This window comes from Trichococcus flocculiformis (genome assembly GCF_963662535.1).
Taxonomy (GTDB): domain Bacteria; phylum Bacillota; class Bacilli; order Lactobacillales; family Aerococcaceae; genus Trichococcus; species Trichococcus flocculiformis.
The window spans coordinates 325,430-338,366 of the sequence record NZ_OY759718.1; the positions used below are offsets into that span (position 1 = coordinate 325,430).

The window sequence follows — 12,937 nt, forward strand, 5'->3', positions numbered from 1 at the left end:
ATCAATATCGCGTGTCCCAGCTGTTGCACCACACGGTTTCATTATATTTCCCTTTAAATTCCGACTGACCCGTTATCTTCTCAACTGTGGCTTGAATGCATGCTCTGGTTGGTCCGTAAGCATTTATGAATGTTTTCATCATTGGCAAATCATACAAATGATTGGTATAGCTTAAAGAAACACAAACTGTAGGAACTTCATTGATCCACCAAGGCAATTCATTGGAATGCGGCGCAGAATATTTCACCCGTACATTATTTTCCTGGGCATAGCCTTTCATATGGACAAACACGAAAACAACATCGTATTGCTTTTTGAAAGATTCAACTGTTGGCATAGCCATAATTTTAAATTTATTGAATGGTGAGCGTTCTCTTTGCTCAAGGTCATAAAACGAATCATTCACGTCAACCTGAAATCCAGCTTTTTCCAGTTCTTCAACCACGATTTTCTTGGCTTTGTCTGTCCCATCCGCATAAGAAACGGGAGTACTTTCAAGAAAATACAGCATGGCTCGTTTCTTCTCACGCACATCGATCGGCAGCAAGCTTTGTGTATCCTTGACCAGCGTAATGCTTTCATCAGCAATTTTTTTTGCCGTTGCTAAGTGCTCTGCACTGCCGATTTGCGCCAATTTCGCCGTCGCCTCTTCCAGAGACTCCGCTTTCATTTTGTGCAAGCCTTGCTTTGCCTTCATCCCTAAGATATGTTCAAGGGCTTCCTGTAATCGCTCTTCAGAAATGATGCCTTTTTCATACCCATCCAGCATATACTGGAAATCCTCTTCTTCATCATGCATGAACAAGAACATGTCGCATCCCGCTGCAATCGCATGTGGCAGCTGTTCGTTTCTTGGTCTAGCACTCAGCAAGCCCCCCATATGAGAAGCGTCGGTCACTACTAGCCCTTTGAAACCTAATTGTTTTCTCAATAAATCAGTTGTGATTTCAGGCGCTAGCGTAGCCGGCATAATATCTTCATCCAGGATACCTGGCCTTAACTTTCTGCTGTATGCAGGAAGTGCAATGTGGCCAATCATAATCGTTTCCAGCCCATCTTCTATAAGTGACTGATAGACCTTTCCGAAACTGGCATCCCATTCTTCACAGGTCAGATCATTGATCCCCATCACCAGGTGTTGATCTCTTTCTTCAACACCATCCCCCGGGAAATGTTTCGCGCTTGCCAGTATATTGCTGTTTTTTAAGCCTTTGATATTTGCTTTGGCCAACTCCAAAACTTGATCCGCTTCATTCCCAAAAGATCTGGTATTCACGATCGTGTTGCGCCAATTAAAGAGGATATCCACGATTGGCGAAAAGGTCCAATTGCAACCCAAGGCGGTAGCCTCTATGCCACCGATATGTCCCATTTGATACGCAGCTTCCGGAGTACCAGTCGCTCCACATTGCGCTTGTGTTGCCACTTGCGTGCCGTTTTGACAGAGACTGCTGCCGCCATCCTCGCAATTTGCTGCAATAAACATAGGCGTTTTACTGTACTTCTGGAACGCTCGATTTTGATGTAAGATTTTAAGAGGATCCCTTTCAGTATAGCGCGCTCCCCCTAGATGGTATTTCTCAACCAAATTCCGGACGTATTCTTCGTTACTGCTTTTACCCAGAACAATAAAAAGTTGTCCAATTTTCTCTTCAATCGACATGTTGTTGATTGTATCTTCTACCCACTCAATGTCTTTATCCGCTAACCCATACGGCATTCCCTTAAGATTGGTTATCATTTATCTAATCACCTATCATTCATTTATTTCCCATACTATAGCATGTTATCTTCTATACAATTAGAATAAAACGGTTTCAATTAGAACGTTTTTAAGGTGATTTCCTATTTTTGTTTATTTATCCCCTATTCTGGAGTAAACTACTGTTATAGTTTGATTTTAAGGAGAAATAAAATGAATTCATCAACGATCGATTTTATTACAAAGCTTCTCTCGGATACACTGCATTTAAATTTTAATTATTTCATAGCTCCCTACCCTAATCTATCCGCTTTTGACCAATCTCTCCGAGAAAGTCTTGAAGATTCTGAAACCTTGTACAGACAAGTGCAGGTGTTTCTGTCGACGATGGAAAAAAATACTTTCTATTTTGTAACGGATAATTATTTAATCAACTATATTTTTTTCTTTCCGTTTGCGGATAAACAGGATATCGTTGCCATAGGCCCTTATTTCAACAATCCTATTAATGATGATTATTGGCATGAAATCACTGAAAACAATCACCTGACTGCAGCAGATATCCAAAACATAAAGGGATTCCTGTTCGGGATTCCTCAAATAGACAATAACTTGCATCTTATTTCAATCATTTCAAATATCGTCTCCTATATCAATAAAGAGGACATCACGCCGTTCTCAATCAACTATCATGATTTTTCGAATTCAAGTAAAGATCATTATATTTATACTCCTAAAGATAATTTTGAAGCTTATTTCGACGCTGTATTCGATCGCTATAAGATAGAAAAAGAGCTTCTCAGCCACATTCGTAACGGGGATTGGGAAAAAGCATTAGTGGAAGCAGAGCGGTTCATGAGTTTGCCGATTGAACCTCGCCTAAAAAACACACTCAGGGATCAAAAATCCCACTTGACTTCAGCAAACACTTTATTTCGTAAGGCTGTTGAAGGAAATGAAATACATCCTGTATACTTACATGAAATATCCAGCAAGTTTCTGCATATGATTGAACTTACCACCTCAGAAAGTGCTCTACATAAATTATATGAACAAATGATCCGGGAATATTGCTTGCTTGTGCAAAGTAAATCCAGAAATACTTACTCTCTATCCGTCAGGAAAATATTGGACTACATTGAATTCAATCTGAATTTACCCTTGACGCTGAACAGTATTTCCGAGAAATTCAATTTATCCGCTCCCTATATTTCCAGTCAGTTCAAAAAAGAAGTCGGAACTACTGTGATTCGGTACATTAACCAATTACGCATCAATGAAGCCATAAAATTACTTGACTCCAGTTCTATGAGTATTCAAGACATTGCCGCATATGTAGGTATCCCTGACTATAATTACTTCACGAAGGTGTTCAAAAAAGAGAGGGGCCTAACGCCTAGCGACTATCGGAAGGACATTTCCAAGTAGCCTGTTTTCGAGCGGATTAAAAAAGGTGAGATCCCGTACTGGGACCTCACCTTTTACTTATTGAATTTTTTCTAAAATCAATTGCGCACAGTCAATTTGGTTGGGAATATTGCCTGCTTCATCTTTGACGCGCCAAATGTCGGGGGTAATTTCATCCACGACGTACATTTTTCCGTCAGTGTCATAACCAATTTCAATTTTGAAATCGATTAAGGTCAAGTTCATTTCGGCTAAAGCATCTCTAAGAACTGCGCCGACTTTCGTTAAGATATCGAGCGCTTCATCGTATTGCCCCGGTTGTAAAATACCTTTCATTTGGCACAAGCGATCCGTAATCAATGGGTCGCCTTGTTCATCGTCTTTCAACGTCACTTCCAAATAGGGCGGATCAAAAGGCAACCCTTCCGGCAAGGTAAAACGGCGGCACATACTGCCAGCAGTGAAATAGCGTAAAACAAATTCCAGATTCGGTACCGTCAGTTGGCGCACTTTCATGACACCTTTTTCGATATCCGCATCCAGGTAGTGCGTAGGAATGCCATTTTTTTCCATCAATTCAAAAAAGTATTTAGAAACAGTCAAACCCACTTTTCCTTTACCGGCAACACTGCCGCCAACTGTGTTGGAGCCTGGATCGAAGACGCCATCTTCGCCGGTTGCGCTATCTTTAAATAATAAGTAGACTTCCTTATTCGCTTCATCCAATAAGACTGTTTTTGTTTTGCCGTCGTACAATTCTTTCATGTTTTCCCGCCTTCTCTGAAATATCCAGTGTTTTCAAAAATGATACCATTGGATATTTTTATTGTCGAGGCTTTTTTCGGTTTTTAATAAAAAAACCTGAATAAAGTTCATTATAAATTGTAAATCGAATTAAAATTCGACCGAAAATCATAGATGAACAACTTTTTGTTCGGATTTTACACCGAAGCAAGCTTTTGATGAAGGGAGATCTTCGGATATGTTCAGATCCTAATCTGCACGCTTCTTCTCCGGCGAACGGAGGCGTCGCCGGAGTTTAGTCCATATTTTTCCGGCCAACTCCGGCGATGTTCCCTTCATAGAAGGTAAGGTTTATTTTGGAGTGCAAACTCCGGTGAGTGGCCGCTTCGCCGGAGTTGCAGGCAAATTTCGGGGCCGCTCTTGTAAAGGCAATTCCAAATAAAGAGGCCGCCTCGCAACTATACGAGACGACCTCTTCTTTGTGTATTCATTATGAACCTAGCTTCACTCCAGCATATCCTTATAGATATCCCGCAGGATCTCCAGTTGGTCATCCGACCAGGTGCCGCGTTGGCGTTGGTCGCGGAAGCGGCGACTTTCGGTCTCCAAAGCTTTTTTGGAGCGTTTGATATCCTTGTAGAGTTCCATGGCGGAGATGCGCTGGGCGCCCTTCGAGAAGACGAGCTGCTGTTCGGCCAGGTCGCTGGTGGCGACGTAGACTTCGGTCAGTACGTTGCGCAGCTTTTTGACGACGCCTTCGATGTAGGTGTCGGCGGTCTCTCCCTGGGCGGTGAAGATGACCTTCACGCGGTACTTGGAATATTCTTTCGTGATGCCGGGTACGAACTGGGCGTCGAAGACGCACCAGACTTCATTCCCTTCGTAGTTCTGATAATCGGACAGCGCCTGCAGCAGTTGATCCCTGGCCTCTTCGATGAGGTCCTGGTTCTTCAGCTTCACCAGTTCCGGCCAGGCGCCGATCATATTGTAGCCGTCCACTATCAGGATTTCTTTCTTCAACAGGATCTTCACCTCGCTTTTTCTGGTACGCAGACGCTACGAATCGGATCAAACGTGGCGTTTGCGGAAAACTTCGTACATCATCAGTCCGGCTGCAACGCCGGCATTCAGGCTTTGCACATGGCCGACCATCGGGATGGTCAACAGGCCATCAGCGGATTCCTTCAACAGGCGGGAAATGCCTTTACCTTCGTTGCCGATGATCATCGCCAACGGCAACGTTGTGTCCCACTGCCGGTAATCCTGCCCGGACATGTCGGTGGCGTAGATCCAGACACCGCGTTCCTTCAATTCTTCGATGGTGCGGTGCAGGTTCGTGACGCGCACGACCGGTACGTGCTCGATGGCGCCTGTCGATGCTTTGGCGACGGTCGCCGTCAAACCGACTGCGCGGCGCTTGGGAATGATGACTCCATGGGCACCGCAAGCATCTGCGGTACGCAGCACGGACCCCAGATTATGCGGATCCTCGACACCATCCAGGATGATGAAGAAAGGATCTTCGTTCTTGGCGGCAGCCGCTTCGAACAGATCATCGAGTACGGCATACTGGAAAGCAGCAGTAGCGGCGATGACGCCCTGGTGGACGGCGTTATCGGACAACGTGTCGAGCTTGCTTTTCGGTACCGCTTGGATCTGGATCTTGCGGTCCTTCGCGAGCTTGATGATGTCGCCCAATTTTTCTCCGCCCAGTCCATCCTGGATGAACAGTTTGTTGACATCGCGATCGGAGCGCAGCAATTCCAATACCGGGTGGCGTCCCATCACGAAGTCTTCGTTTTCGGGTGTTTCTTTTTCTGCGTCATCGCGTCGTCTTGGTTTCGGTTCCGGTCTGCCCTTTTTCGGTGCATTGCGGCTGTCCTTGAACGCGCGGTTCGGTTTATTTTTCATAATTGTTTTCCTCGACTTCTTGGATACACCAACGGATCAACTCTTCAAGCCGAACTTTTTGCCCGGAAAGATGCAGATAGCCCATCAGCGACTCGAAGCCGGTCGCGATGCGGTAGGTCGTTACGTCCGCATTTTTGGCGATCGTATGGCTCTTGCTGTTGCGGCCGCGACGGTACATATCCATTTCTGCTTCGCTCAGGAAGCCTTCTTTTTCAAGCATCGCATGCATCAGTTTCGCTTGGGCCTTGGCCGAAACGAAAAAAGTCGCGCGCCGGTGAAGCTGGTTGGGTTTGGTGTGTCCTTTTTCTAGTAAATGCGTTCTGATATAAGTCTCATAAGCGGCATCGCCGACATAGGCCAAGGCAAGACCGTTCAATAAGCTCCAATTCTGTTCTGTCACTATGCTCTTCTCCATCTGGTGCCTTGGGCGGTGTCATCCAGAATGATGCCCTGATCCTTCAGGTAATCGCGGATTTCATCACTGCGGGCGAAATTTTTGTCTGTTCGGGCTTGTGTCCGTTCATCAATCAAAGTCTGGATGTCGTCATCCAGCAGTGCTTCTTCACCGAGTACGACGCCGAAGACGCCTGCCATCGCTTTGTACAAAGCCAATGCTGCGGTGATGACTGCTTCGGAAACGGCTTCGCCTTCCGCGTAGATGTTCAATTCCTTGGCGAACTGGTAAACGATAGACATGGCGTTATCCGCTTGGAAATCGTCATCCATTTCGGCAACGAACTGTGCCTGCAGATTCTGGAACAAAGCCAATTGCTCGGCATCATCGGGCAGTGCCGCAACGGCATCTTGGAGGCGGTAGTGGGCATTCTGATAGGCGATTTTTACTTTCTCCAGATTGATTTTGGCTTCTTCGATGGCTTTTTCGCTGTATTTTACCGGACGGCGGTAATGCGCAGTTCCGAGGAAGAAACGCAGCACCTGCGGATCGACTTCCTTCAGGATATCATGCACCGTCACGAAGTTCCCGAGCGACTTGCTCATCTTCTCGGCTGTTTCACCGATTGTGACGAAGCCGTTGTGCATCCAGTAGTTCGCGAAGGTTTTGCCGGTTTTGGCTTCGCTCTGAGCGATTTCGTTTTCGTGATGCGGGAAAGTCAGGTCATGGCCGCCACCGTGGATATCGATGGTGTCGCCCAAGTATTTGGTCGCCATCACCGAGCATTCGATGTGCCAGCCCGGGCGTCCCGAGCCCCAAGGTGATTCCCAAGAGACTTCATCCGGCTTCGCTGCTTTCCAAAGTGCGAAATCAAGCTGATCTTCCTTTTTCACGTTCTCTTCCGCATCCAGGCGTTCGCTGGCGCCGACGATCAGGTCCTTGATCGATTGATCGCTCAATTTACCGTAGTCCTTGAACTTACCGGTACGGTAATAGACGTCGCCGTCAGCTTCATAGGCATAGCCTTTATCGATCAGATCGCCGATGAAGGCGATGATGTCCGGGATATTTTCCATCACGCGCGGATTCAGCGTCGCTTTTTCGACGTGCAGAGCCGCGGTATCTTCATAGAAGGCCGCGATGAACTTTTCAGCGACTTCCTTCGCGGAAATGCCCAACTCTTTGGCGGCACGGATGATCTTGTCGTCCACGTCGGTGAAGTTGGAGACGAAATTCACGTCATAGCCGCGGTATTCCAAGTAGCGGCGGACAGTATCGAAAGCCACTGTGCTGCGGGCATTGCCGATATGGATGTAGTTGTAGACGGTCGGACCACAGACGTACATGCCCACCTTATTCTTTTGGATCGGTTGGAACTCTTCTTTTTCGCGCGTCAGGGTATTGTAGATTTTTAACATTGCGCACTCCTTTCCAGCTTCGAAAAAAGGGCTGACGCCCTTTTTCGTTTGCTAATCATTCGGTCATTTTTTCCTCATTCCGTTTATGGTAACGGACGATTTTTGCCGGGATGCCGACAGCTGTGACATCAGGCGGAATTTCGCTGACGACGACAGCCGATGCCCCGATTTTGGCATTGTCGCCGATTTTGATCGGCCCCAATACTTGCACATGGGCAGACAACAGCACATTGTTCCCGATCGTGGGATGGCGTTTGCCGGTATCTTTCCCGGTGCCGCCCAGCGTCACGCCATGGTAAATCATGACATCATCACCGACTTCGGCGGTCTCCCCGATAACGATCCCCATACCATGGTCAATGAACAGACGATGCCCGATCGTTGCCCCCGGATGGATCTCGATACCGGTCAAGAAACGCCCCAGATGCGAAAGCACCCGACTGAAGGTATACCATTTTCGCTTATAAAAAAAATGAGCGATATCATATATAAGGATGGCATGTAACCCCGGGTACGTCAGAACGACTTCTAACGTACTCCTTGCAGCCGGATCATGATCTTTTATGGTTTGAATTGTTTCGCGTAATCTATTCAAGTCATTTCATGCTCCTTTTTGGATTATCCATCCATTATATAGAATCAGCTCATTTTTACTATCCTTTTTTTGTCCGTTCTATAGCTTTTCCAATACGCTGTTCAGGTGAGCCAAGCTCTTGTCTCTGCCCAACACTTCGATGGTCTTGCCGATTTCAGGTCCGTGCATTTGGCCGCTGACGGCAACACGGATGGCCATGTATAGGTTCTTGCCTTTGATCTTGGTTTCTTTTTGGACTGCTTTGATGGCACCCAAAATTTCGGCTTCTTCGAAAGGCTCGATGGCAAGCAATTGTTCTTTGAATGCGGCAAGCACGACCGGCGCTGTTTCGGCAGCCAGGATTTCCTGCGCTTCTGCGTCCAGGCTGAGTTCATCAGCGAAGAACATTTCCGATAGGTTAACGATTTCCGCGGCATAGCTCATTTGCTCATGGTACAAACCGATCAGTTTTTTCGCGTACTCACTGTCGGCTTCACTCGGATTTTCCGGCAATTTTCCGGCAGCCACCAAGTGCGGCGCGGCTAACGTTACGATTGTGTCCAAATCGGCACTCTTCATGTATTGGTTGTTGATCCATTCCAGTTTCTTCTGGTCGAAAGCGGCAGGCGATTTGCTCAAACGTGCCGGATCGAACATCTTGATCAGCTCGTCTTTCGAGAAGATTTCGTCTTCCCCGACCGGTGACCAGCCCAGCAGCGTAATGAAGTTGAACATCGCTTCCGGCAGGTAGCCCAAGTCTTTGTATTGTTCGATGAACTGCAGGATCGTTTCATCGCGTTTGCTCAATTTTTTGCCGGTTTCGCTGTTGATGATCAACGTCATGTGTCCGAAAGTAGGTATTTTCCACTCGAACGCTTCATAAATCATCATTTGTTTCGGTGTATTGGCGATATGGTCATCCCCGCGCAGAACGTGGGTGATTTCCATCATGTGATCATCCACGGCAACCGCGAAGTTATAGGTCGGGAAACCGTCGCGTTTGCGGATGATGTAGTCCCCACCGACGCTGCTGGCTTCGAAGGTGATCGGTCCTTTGACGATATCATCGAACGTATAGGTGTTTTCGATCGGTACCCGGAAACGGATGACTGGAGTAATGCCTTGCGCTTCTTTTTCAGCTTGTTGGGAAGGCGTCAGGTTTGCGCATTTACCGCCGTAATGAGGCATTTCGCCGCGTGCCCTTTGGTGTTCGCGTTCCGTTTCCAATTCATCCTCGGTGCAATAGCACTTGTAGGCACGGTTGGAAAGCAACAATTGATCGATCAACGGATCGTAGATATGCTGTCTTTCGGATTGACGGTACGGTCCGAATTTGCCTGGTTTGTCCGGACCTTCGTCCCAGTCCATCCCTAACCATTTCAAGTTTTGCAGTTGGCTTTCTTCGCCGTGTTCAAGGTTACGTTTTTGGTCCGTGTCTTCGATACGGATAATGAACTCGCCGTCGTTGTGGCGAGCAAACAGGTAGTTGAACAATGCGGTACGAGCGTTTCCGATATGCAAGTTACCGGTCGGGCTTGGTGCATAACGTACGCGGATTTTCTTTGTCATATGAAGTATCCCCTTTTCTGTGAAGCTGTTTATTTCGTACTTGTTTATTTATTTGATGCCTTTTTGTGAATGCGCAGGCTTCGCAAAGATCATGCGGCCGGCAGCTGTCTGGAGGGCGCTTGTGACGACGACTTCGATCGTTTCGTTCATGTAGTGCTGTCCCTCTTCGACGACGATCATCGTGCCGTCATCCAGGTAGGCCACCCCTTGATTGCGTTCCGTTCCGACTTTGATGACGGTGACGACCATGTATTCGCCAGGTATGACGACCGGCTTCACAGCATTTGCCAAAGCATTGATGTTCAGCACCGGCACATTCTGGAATTCGCAGACTTTGTTCAGGTTATAGTCATTCGTGATAACGATGCCGTCGATCAGTTTCGCCAAACGGATCAGCTTGCTGTCGACTTCAGGAATCTCTTCGAATTCACCGTCATAGCTCTCCACGATGATGTCTTCTTCTTTTTGAAGTTTGTTCAGGATATCCAATCCCCTTCTGCCCCTTACACGCTTGAGGCTATCGGAAGAATCCGCGATATACTGGAGTTCGCGCAATACGAAGTTGGGAATGACGATGACGCCTTCCAGGAAGCCGGTTTTGGCGATGTCGTAGATGCGGCCGTCGATGATGACGCTCGTATCCAAAATTTTGTATTTGCGGAAAGTATCATCCGCTTTGCGGTCCAGCATCTGTGTTTCTTCCTGCTTTTTCGGTTTCGGTGCGAACAGTTTCCGGAATTCTTCAATCCGGGTAGTCCCCACGCGGAAGCCGAAGTAAGCCAAGATCAAGGACAAAATAGCCGGCAGCACATCGTTTATGACCGGTATCCTCAGTGATGTCAACGGGATTCCGATCAACCAAGCCAATACAAGCCCGATGATCGTTCCGATCGAACCGAACAACATGTAGCTGACCGATAAGGTACTGAAATAATTTTCTATCTTTTGGATGATGTCCAAAATCAATTTCATCAATAAGAATGACAATAAATAAAATATAAGTGCTCCAACCCCAAAATTAACAAAAACATTATTGAAAAGATTGTTTCGTATGCCCGCTAATTCCCACAGGTAAGGCAGTGCTGTGATACCAGCGCTGCCGCCCACCATCAGGAAGACGGCCGTAATGATTTTCCGTTTCAAAGGCTTCCCTCTCTTTCCTTCTGTCATCAATTTTTATTCGGAAATACTTTGCGCAGCGTTTCTTGAAGCGTTGCGACAGGAATGATCTGGATCCCTTTCGGGTGCTTCCAGCCAGCCATATTGTTCTTCGGCAGATACACCTTCGTGAAGCCCAATTTTTCAGCTTCGTTGACGCGTTGCTCGATCCGGCTCACCCGTCGGATTTCCCCGGTCAGGCCGATTTCACCGATAAAACACTCGGTCGCGGAAGTCTCACTATCCCAATAACTGGAGGCGATGCTGACGGCTACTGCCAGGTCGATGGCCGGCTCATCCAGCTTCACGCCACCTGTCGATTTGAAGTAGGCATCCTGGTTCTGCAGCAGCAAGCCCGCCCGCTTTTCCAGCACGGCCATGATCAGCGAAACCCGGTTGTAGTCCAAGCCGCTTGCAGTCCGGCGGGCATTCCCGAAGACTGTCGGCGTAATCAGACACTGGATTTCGGCCAAAATCGGACGCGTGCCCTCGAGTGAGGCAACGACTGCTGAACCGGATGCTCCGGCAAGCCGTTCTTCCAGGAACAGCTCGGAAGGATTCCGCACCTCACGCAAACCGCCCTCGATCATTTCGAAAACGCCGATTTCGTCGGTCGATCCGAAGCGATTTTTGACGGCGCGCAAGATCCGGAAAGCATGATGCCGATCGCCTTCAAAATACAGCACCGTATCCACCATGTGCTCCAGCATCCGTGGACCGGCAATCGCGCCTTCCTTCGTCACATGCCCGACGATGAAGATCGCGATGTCGTTGCTCTTCGCGATCCGCATGAATTCGGCCGTGCATTCGCGCACTTGCGACACGCTGCCGGCCGTGCTCGTGTTGTCCGGATGGATCATCGTCTGGATCGAGTCGACGATGACGAATTCCGGCTTGATCCGCTCGATCGTGTTTCGGATCGCGTCGATATCCGTTTCCGGGTAGATGTAGAAGTCGGTGCCCTTGACCCCTAGCCGTTCCGCCCGCAACTTGATCTGACTCGCGCTTTCCTCTCCGGAGATGTACAGAACGCGGTGACCGCCTTGATTGATCTGCGCAGAAACCTGCAGCAGCAAGGTGGACTTGCCGATTCCCGGGTCGCCCCCGATCAGAATCAACGAACCGGGCACGATGCCGCCGCCCAGCACATGGTTGACTTCTTCCATCTGCGTTTTGACACGCGGCAGGTTTTCGGTCTTGATGTCCTGGATGGCGATCGCTTCAGGTACGTTCCCGCTGAAATTGGAACGCTGCTGTTGCTTCACGGCTTTCGTCGCTTCCTTTTCTTCCTCCATTTGGTTCCAAGTGTTGCAGTTCGGGCAACGTCCCAGCCATTTCGGCGACTCGTATCCGCAAGCCTGACAAACGTATTTCACTGCATTTTTCTTTGCCAAATGAATCTCTCCTTCAAGTATGAATCAACTTATCTTATTTTATCACAAAAAGCCTACTCTACGTATAACAATACGCAAATACCCACTGATTTGGCTTTTCTTTTTAAGCCTGTCCTGACGAGCCGAAACCGCCTGTGCGTTCTGATCCTTCCGCTTCATCCTGGTCCGCTTTCAGGAACTGGAGGAAGATGCCCTGGCCGATACGATCACCCTTATGGATGACTTTGTCGCGCAAGCCAAAATTAAGAAACTGGAAGTAGATGTGCCCTTCATTGCCCTCGTTGTTGTAATAATCCGCATCGACTATGCCAACACCGTTCGGCAGCACGATGAAATTTTTCAGTGGATTGCTGGAGCGGTTCGTCAATTGAAGGTATTCATCTTCCTGCATGTAGGCTTTGATTCCGGTAGGCACCAAAAGCGGACGCAAAAGCTCCTCTTTCTTTTCGATTGCCTCATCGTTGTCGCTCCCGAACAGTTCTCCAAGCTGCAACCCCGCACTTTTTACGATCGTTTTCCAGATCGCCGGCAGCACGATTTCTTCGGCTGCTTCAAAATCATACCCCGCTGCGTGTTTCGTTGCACGCTTGGGTAATTGGATGTTTTTATCGGCATAACTGCTGATGACTTCAAACCCTCTTTTGCTCATGGATCAAAACCCCTTTT

The 12,937-nt window shown here is 47.9% G+C and carries 12 protein-coding genes; 1 reads left to right on the forward strand and 11 read right to left on the reverse strand.

The genetic code is table 11. The features are described 5' to 3' along the window. Nucleotide 1: 1 nt before the first annotated feature. Nucleotides 2–1,741 carry a glycoside hydrolase family 3 protein gene (locus ACKPCD_RS01890; RefSeq protein WP_321433841.1) on the reverse strand — a complete coding sequence of 580 codons (1,740 nt, stop codon included), beginning with the start codon at nucleotides 1,739–1,741 and terminating at the stop codon, nucleotides 2–4. Between the two features lie 174 nt (nucleotides 1,742–1,915). Here ACKPCD_RS01890 and ACKPCD_RS01895 point away from each other — a divergent pair, with 174 nt between their 5' ends. Next, the gene (locus ACKPCD_RS01895; RefSeq protein ID WP_321433842.1) at nucleotides 1,916–3,130 is read left to right on the forward strand and encodes a helix-turn-helix domain-containing protein; all 1,215 of its coding nucleotides are present in this window, start codon (nucleotides 1,916–1,918) and stop codon (nucleotides 3,128–3,130) included. Between the two features lie 57 nt (nucleotides 3,131–3,187). On the opposite strand, the gene ACKPCD_RS01900 is transcribed toward ACKPCD_RS01895, so the two are convergent. The 10 genes from ACKPCD_RS01900 to ACKPCD_RS01945 form a co-directional block, all read right to left on the reverse strand. Further along, nucleotides 3,188–3,874 (reverse strand): phosphoribosylaminoimidazolesuccinocarboxamide synthase, encoded by a 687-nt coding sequence (locus ACKPCD_RS01900; RefSeq protein ID WP_321433843.1) that lies wholly within the window; start codon nucleotides 3,872–3,874, stop codon nucleotides 3,188–3,190. 483 nt (nucleotides 3,875–4,357) lie between these two features. Further along, a complete protein-coding gene (locus ACKPCD_RS01905; protein WP_321433844.1) occupies nucleotides 4,358–4,873 on the reverse strand; it encodes an NYN domain-containing protein in 516 nt (171 codons plus the stop codon). 48 nt (nucleotides 4,874–4,921) lie between these two features. After that, entirely contained in the window at nucleotides 4,922–5,638 is a 717-nt protein-coding gene (rlmB, locus tag ACKPCD_RS01910; RefSeq protein WP_068561493.1) for a 23S rRNA (guanosine(2251)-2'-O)-methyltransferase RlmB, read from the reverse strand. Nucleotides 5,639–5,753: 115 nt separating this feature from the next. Then, nucleotides 5,754–6,179, reverse strand: coding sequence for a Mini-ribonuclease 3 (locus ACKPCD_RS01915; RefSeq protein WP_086989693.1), 426 nt, complete (start codon nucleotides 6,177–6,179; stop codon nucleotides 5,754–5,756). Further along, a complete protein-coding gene (gene cysS / locus ACKPCD_RS01920) occupies nucleotides 6,164–7,576 on the reverse strand; it encodes a cysteine--tRNA ligase (protein ID WP_321433845.1) in 1,413 nt (470 codons plus the stop codon). The genes ACKPCD_RS01915 and cysS overlap by 16 nt, the downstream gene beginning before the upstream one ends. A 55-nt stretch (nucleotides 7,577–7,631) precedes the next feature. Further along, the gene (epsC, locus tag ACKPCD_RS01925) at nucleotides 7,632–8,171 is read right to left on the reverse strand and encodes a serine O-acetyltransferase EpsC (protein WP_086989687.1); all 540 of its coding nucleotides are present in this window, start codon (nucleotides 8,169–8,171) and stop codon (nucleotides 7,632–7,634) included. Nucleotides 8,172–8,249: 78 nt separating this feature from the next. Continuing rightward, on the reverse strand, nucleotides 8,250–9,719 hold the full coding sequence (gene gltX, locus ACKPCD_RS01930; RefSeq protein WP_086989685.1) for a glutamate--tRNA ligase: 1,470 nt from the start codon (nucleotides 9,717–9,719) through the stop codon (nucleotides 8,250–8,252). A 48-nt stretch (nucleotides 9,720–9,767) separates the two neighbouring features. Then, nucleotides 9,768–10,862: a PIN/TRAM domain-containing protein gene (locus ACKPCD_RS01935; RefSeq protein WP_276647863.1), complete on the reverse strand. Its 1,095-nt coding sequence runs from the start codon at nucleotides 10,860–10,862 to the stop codon at nucleotides 9,768–9,770. A 26-nt stretch (nucleotides 10,863–10,888) separates the two neighbouring features. Continuing rightward, the gene (radA, locus tag ACKPCD_RS01940) at nucleotides 10,889–12,271 is read right to left on the reverse strand and encodes a DNA repair protein RadA (protein WP_276647866.1); all 1,383 of its coding nucleotides are present in this window, start codon (nucleotides 12,269–12,271) and stop codon (nucleotides 10,889–10,891) included. A gap of 103 nt (nucleotides 12,272–12,374) precedes the next feature. Next, a complete protein-coding gene (locus ACKPCD_RS01945) occupies nucleotides 12,375–12,920 on the reverse strand; it encodes a dCTP deaminase/dUTPase family protein (RefSeq protein ID WP_321433846.1) in 546 nt (181 codons plus the stop codon). Between the last annotated feature and the right edge of the window lie 17 nt (nucleotides 12,921–12,937).

Coding starts and splice junctions, on each gene's coding strand:
- ACKPCD_RS01915 (WP_086989693.1), bottom strand. CDS start 6,179: ATGGAGAAGAGCATAGTGACAGAACAGAATTGGAGCTTATTGAACGGT.
- ACKPCD_RS01945 (WP_321433846.1), bottom strand. CDS start 12,920: ATGAGCAAAAGAGGGTTTGAAGTCATCAGCAGTTATGCCGATAAAAAC.
- gltX (WP_086989685.1), bottom strand. CDS start 9,719: ATGACAAAGAAAATCCGCGTACGTTATGCACCAAGCCCGACCGGTAAC.
- ACKPCD_RS01900 (WP_321433843.1), bottom strand. CDS start 3,874: ATGAAAGAATTGTACGACGGCAAAACAAAAACAGTCTTATTGGATGAA.
- ACKPCD_RS01890 (WP_321433841.1), bottom strand. CDS start 1,741: ATGATAACCAATCTTAAGGGAATGCCGTATGGGTTAGCGGATAAAGAC.
- ACKPCD_RS01895 (WP_321433842.1), top strand. CDS start 1,916: ATGAATTCATCAACGATCGATTTTATTACAAAGCTTCTCTCGGATACA.
- cysS (WP_321433845.1), bottom strand. CDS start 7,576: ATGTTAAAAATCTACAATACCCTGACGCGCGAAAAAGAAGAGTTCCAA.
- rlmB (WP_068561493.1), bottom strand. CDS start 5,638: ATGGGACGCCACCCGGTATTGGAATTGCTGCGCTCCGATCGCGATGTC.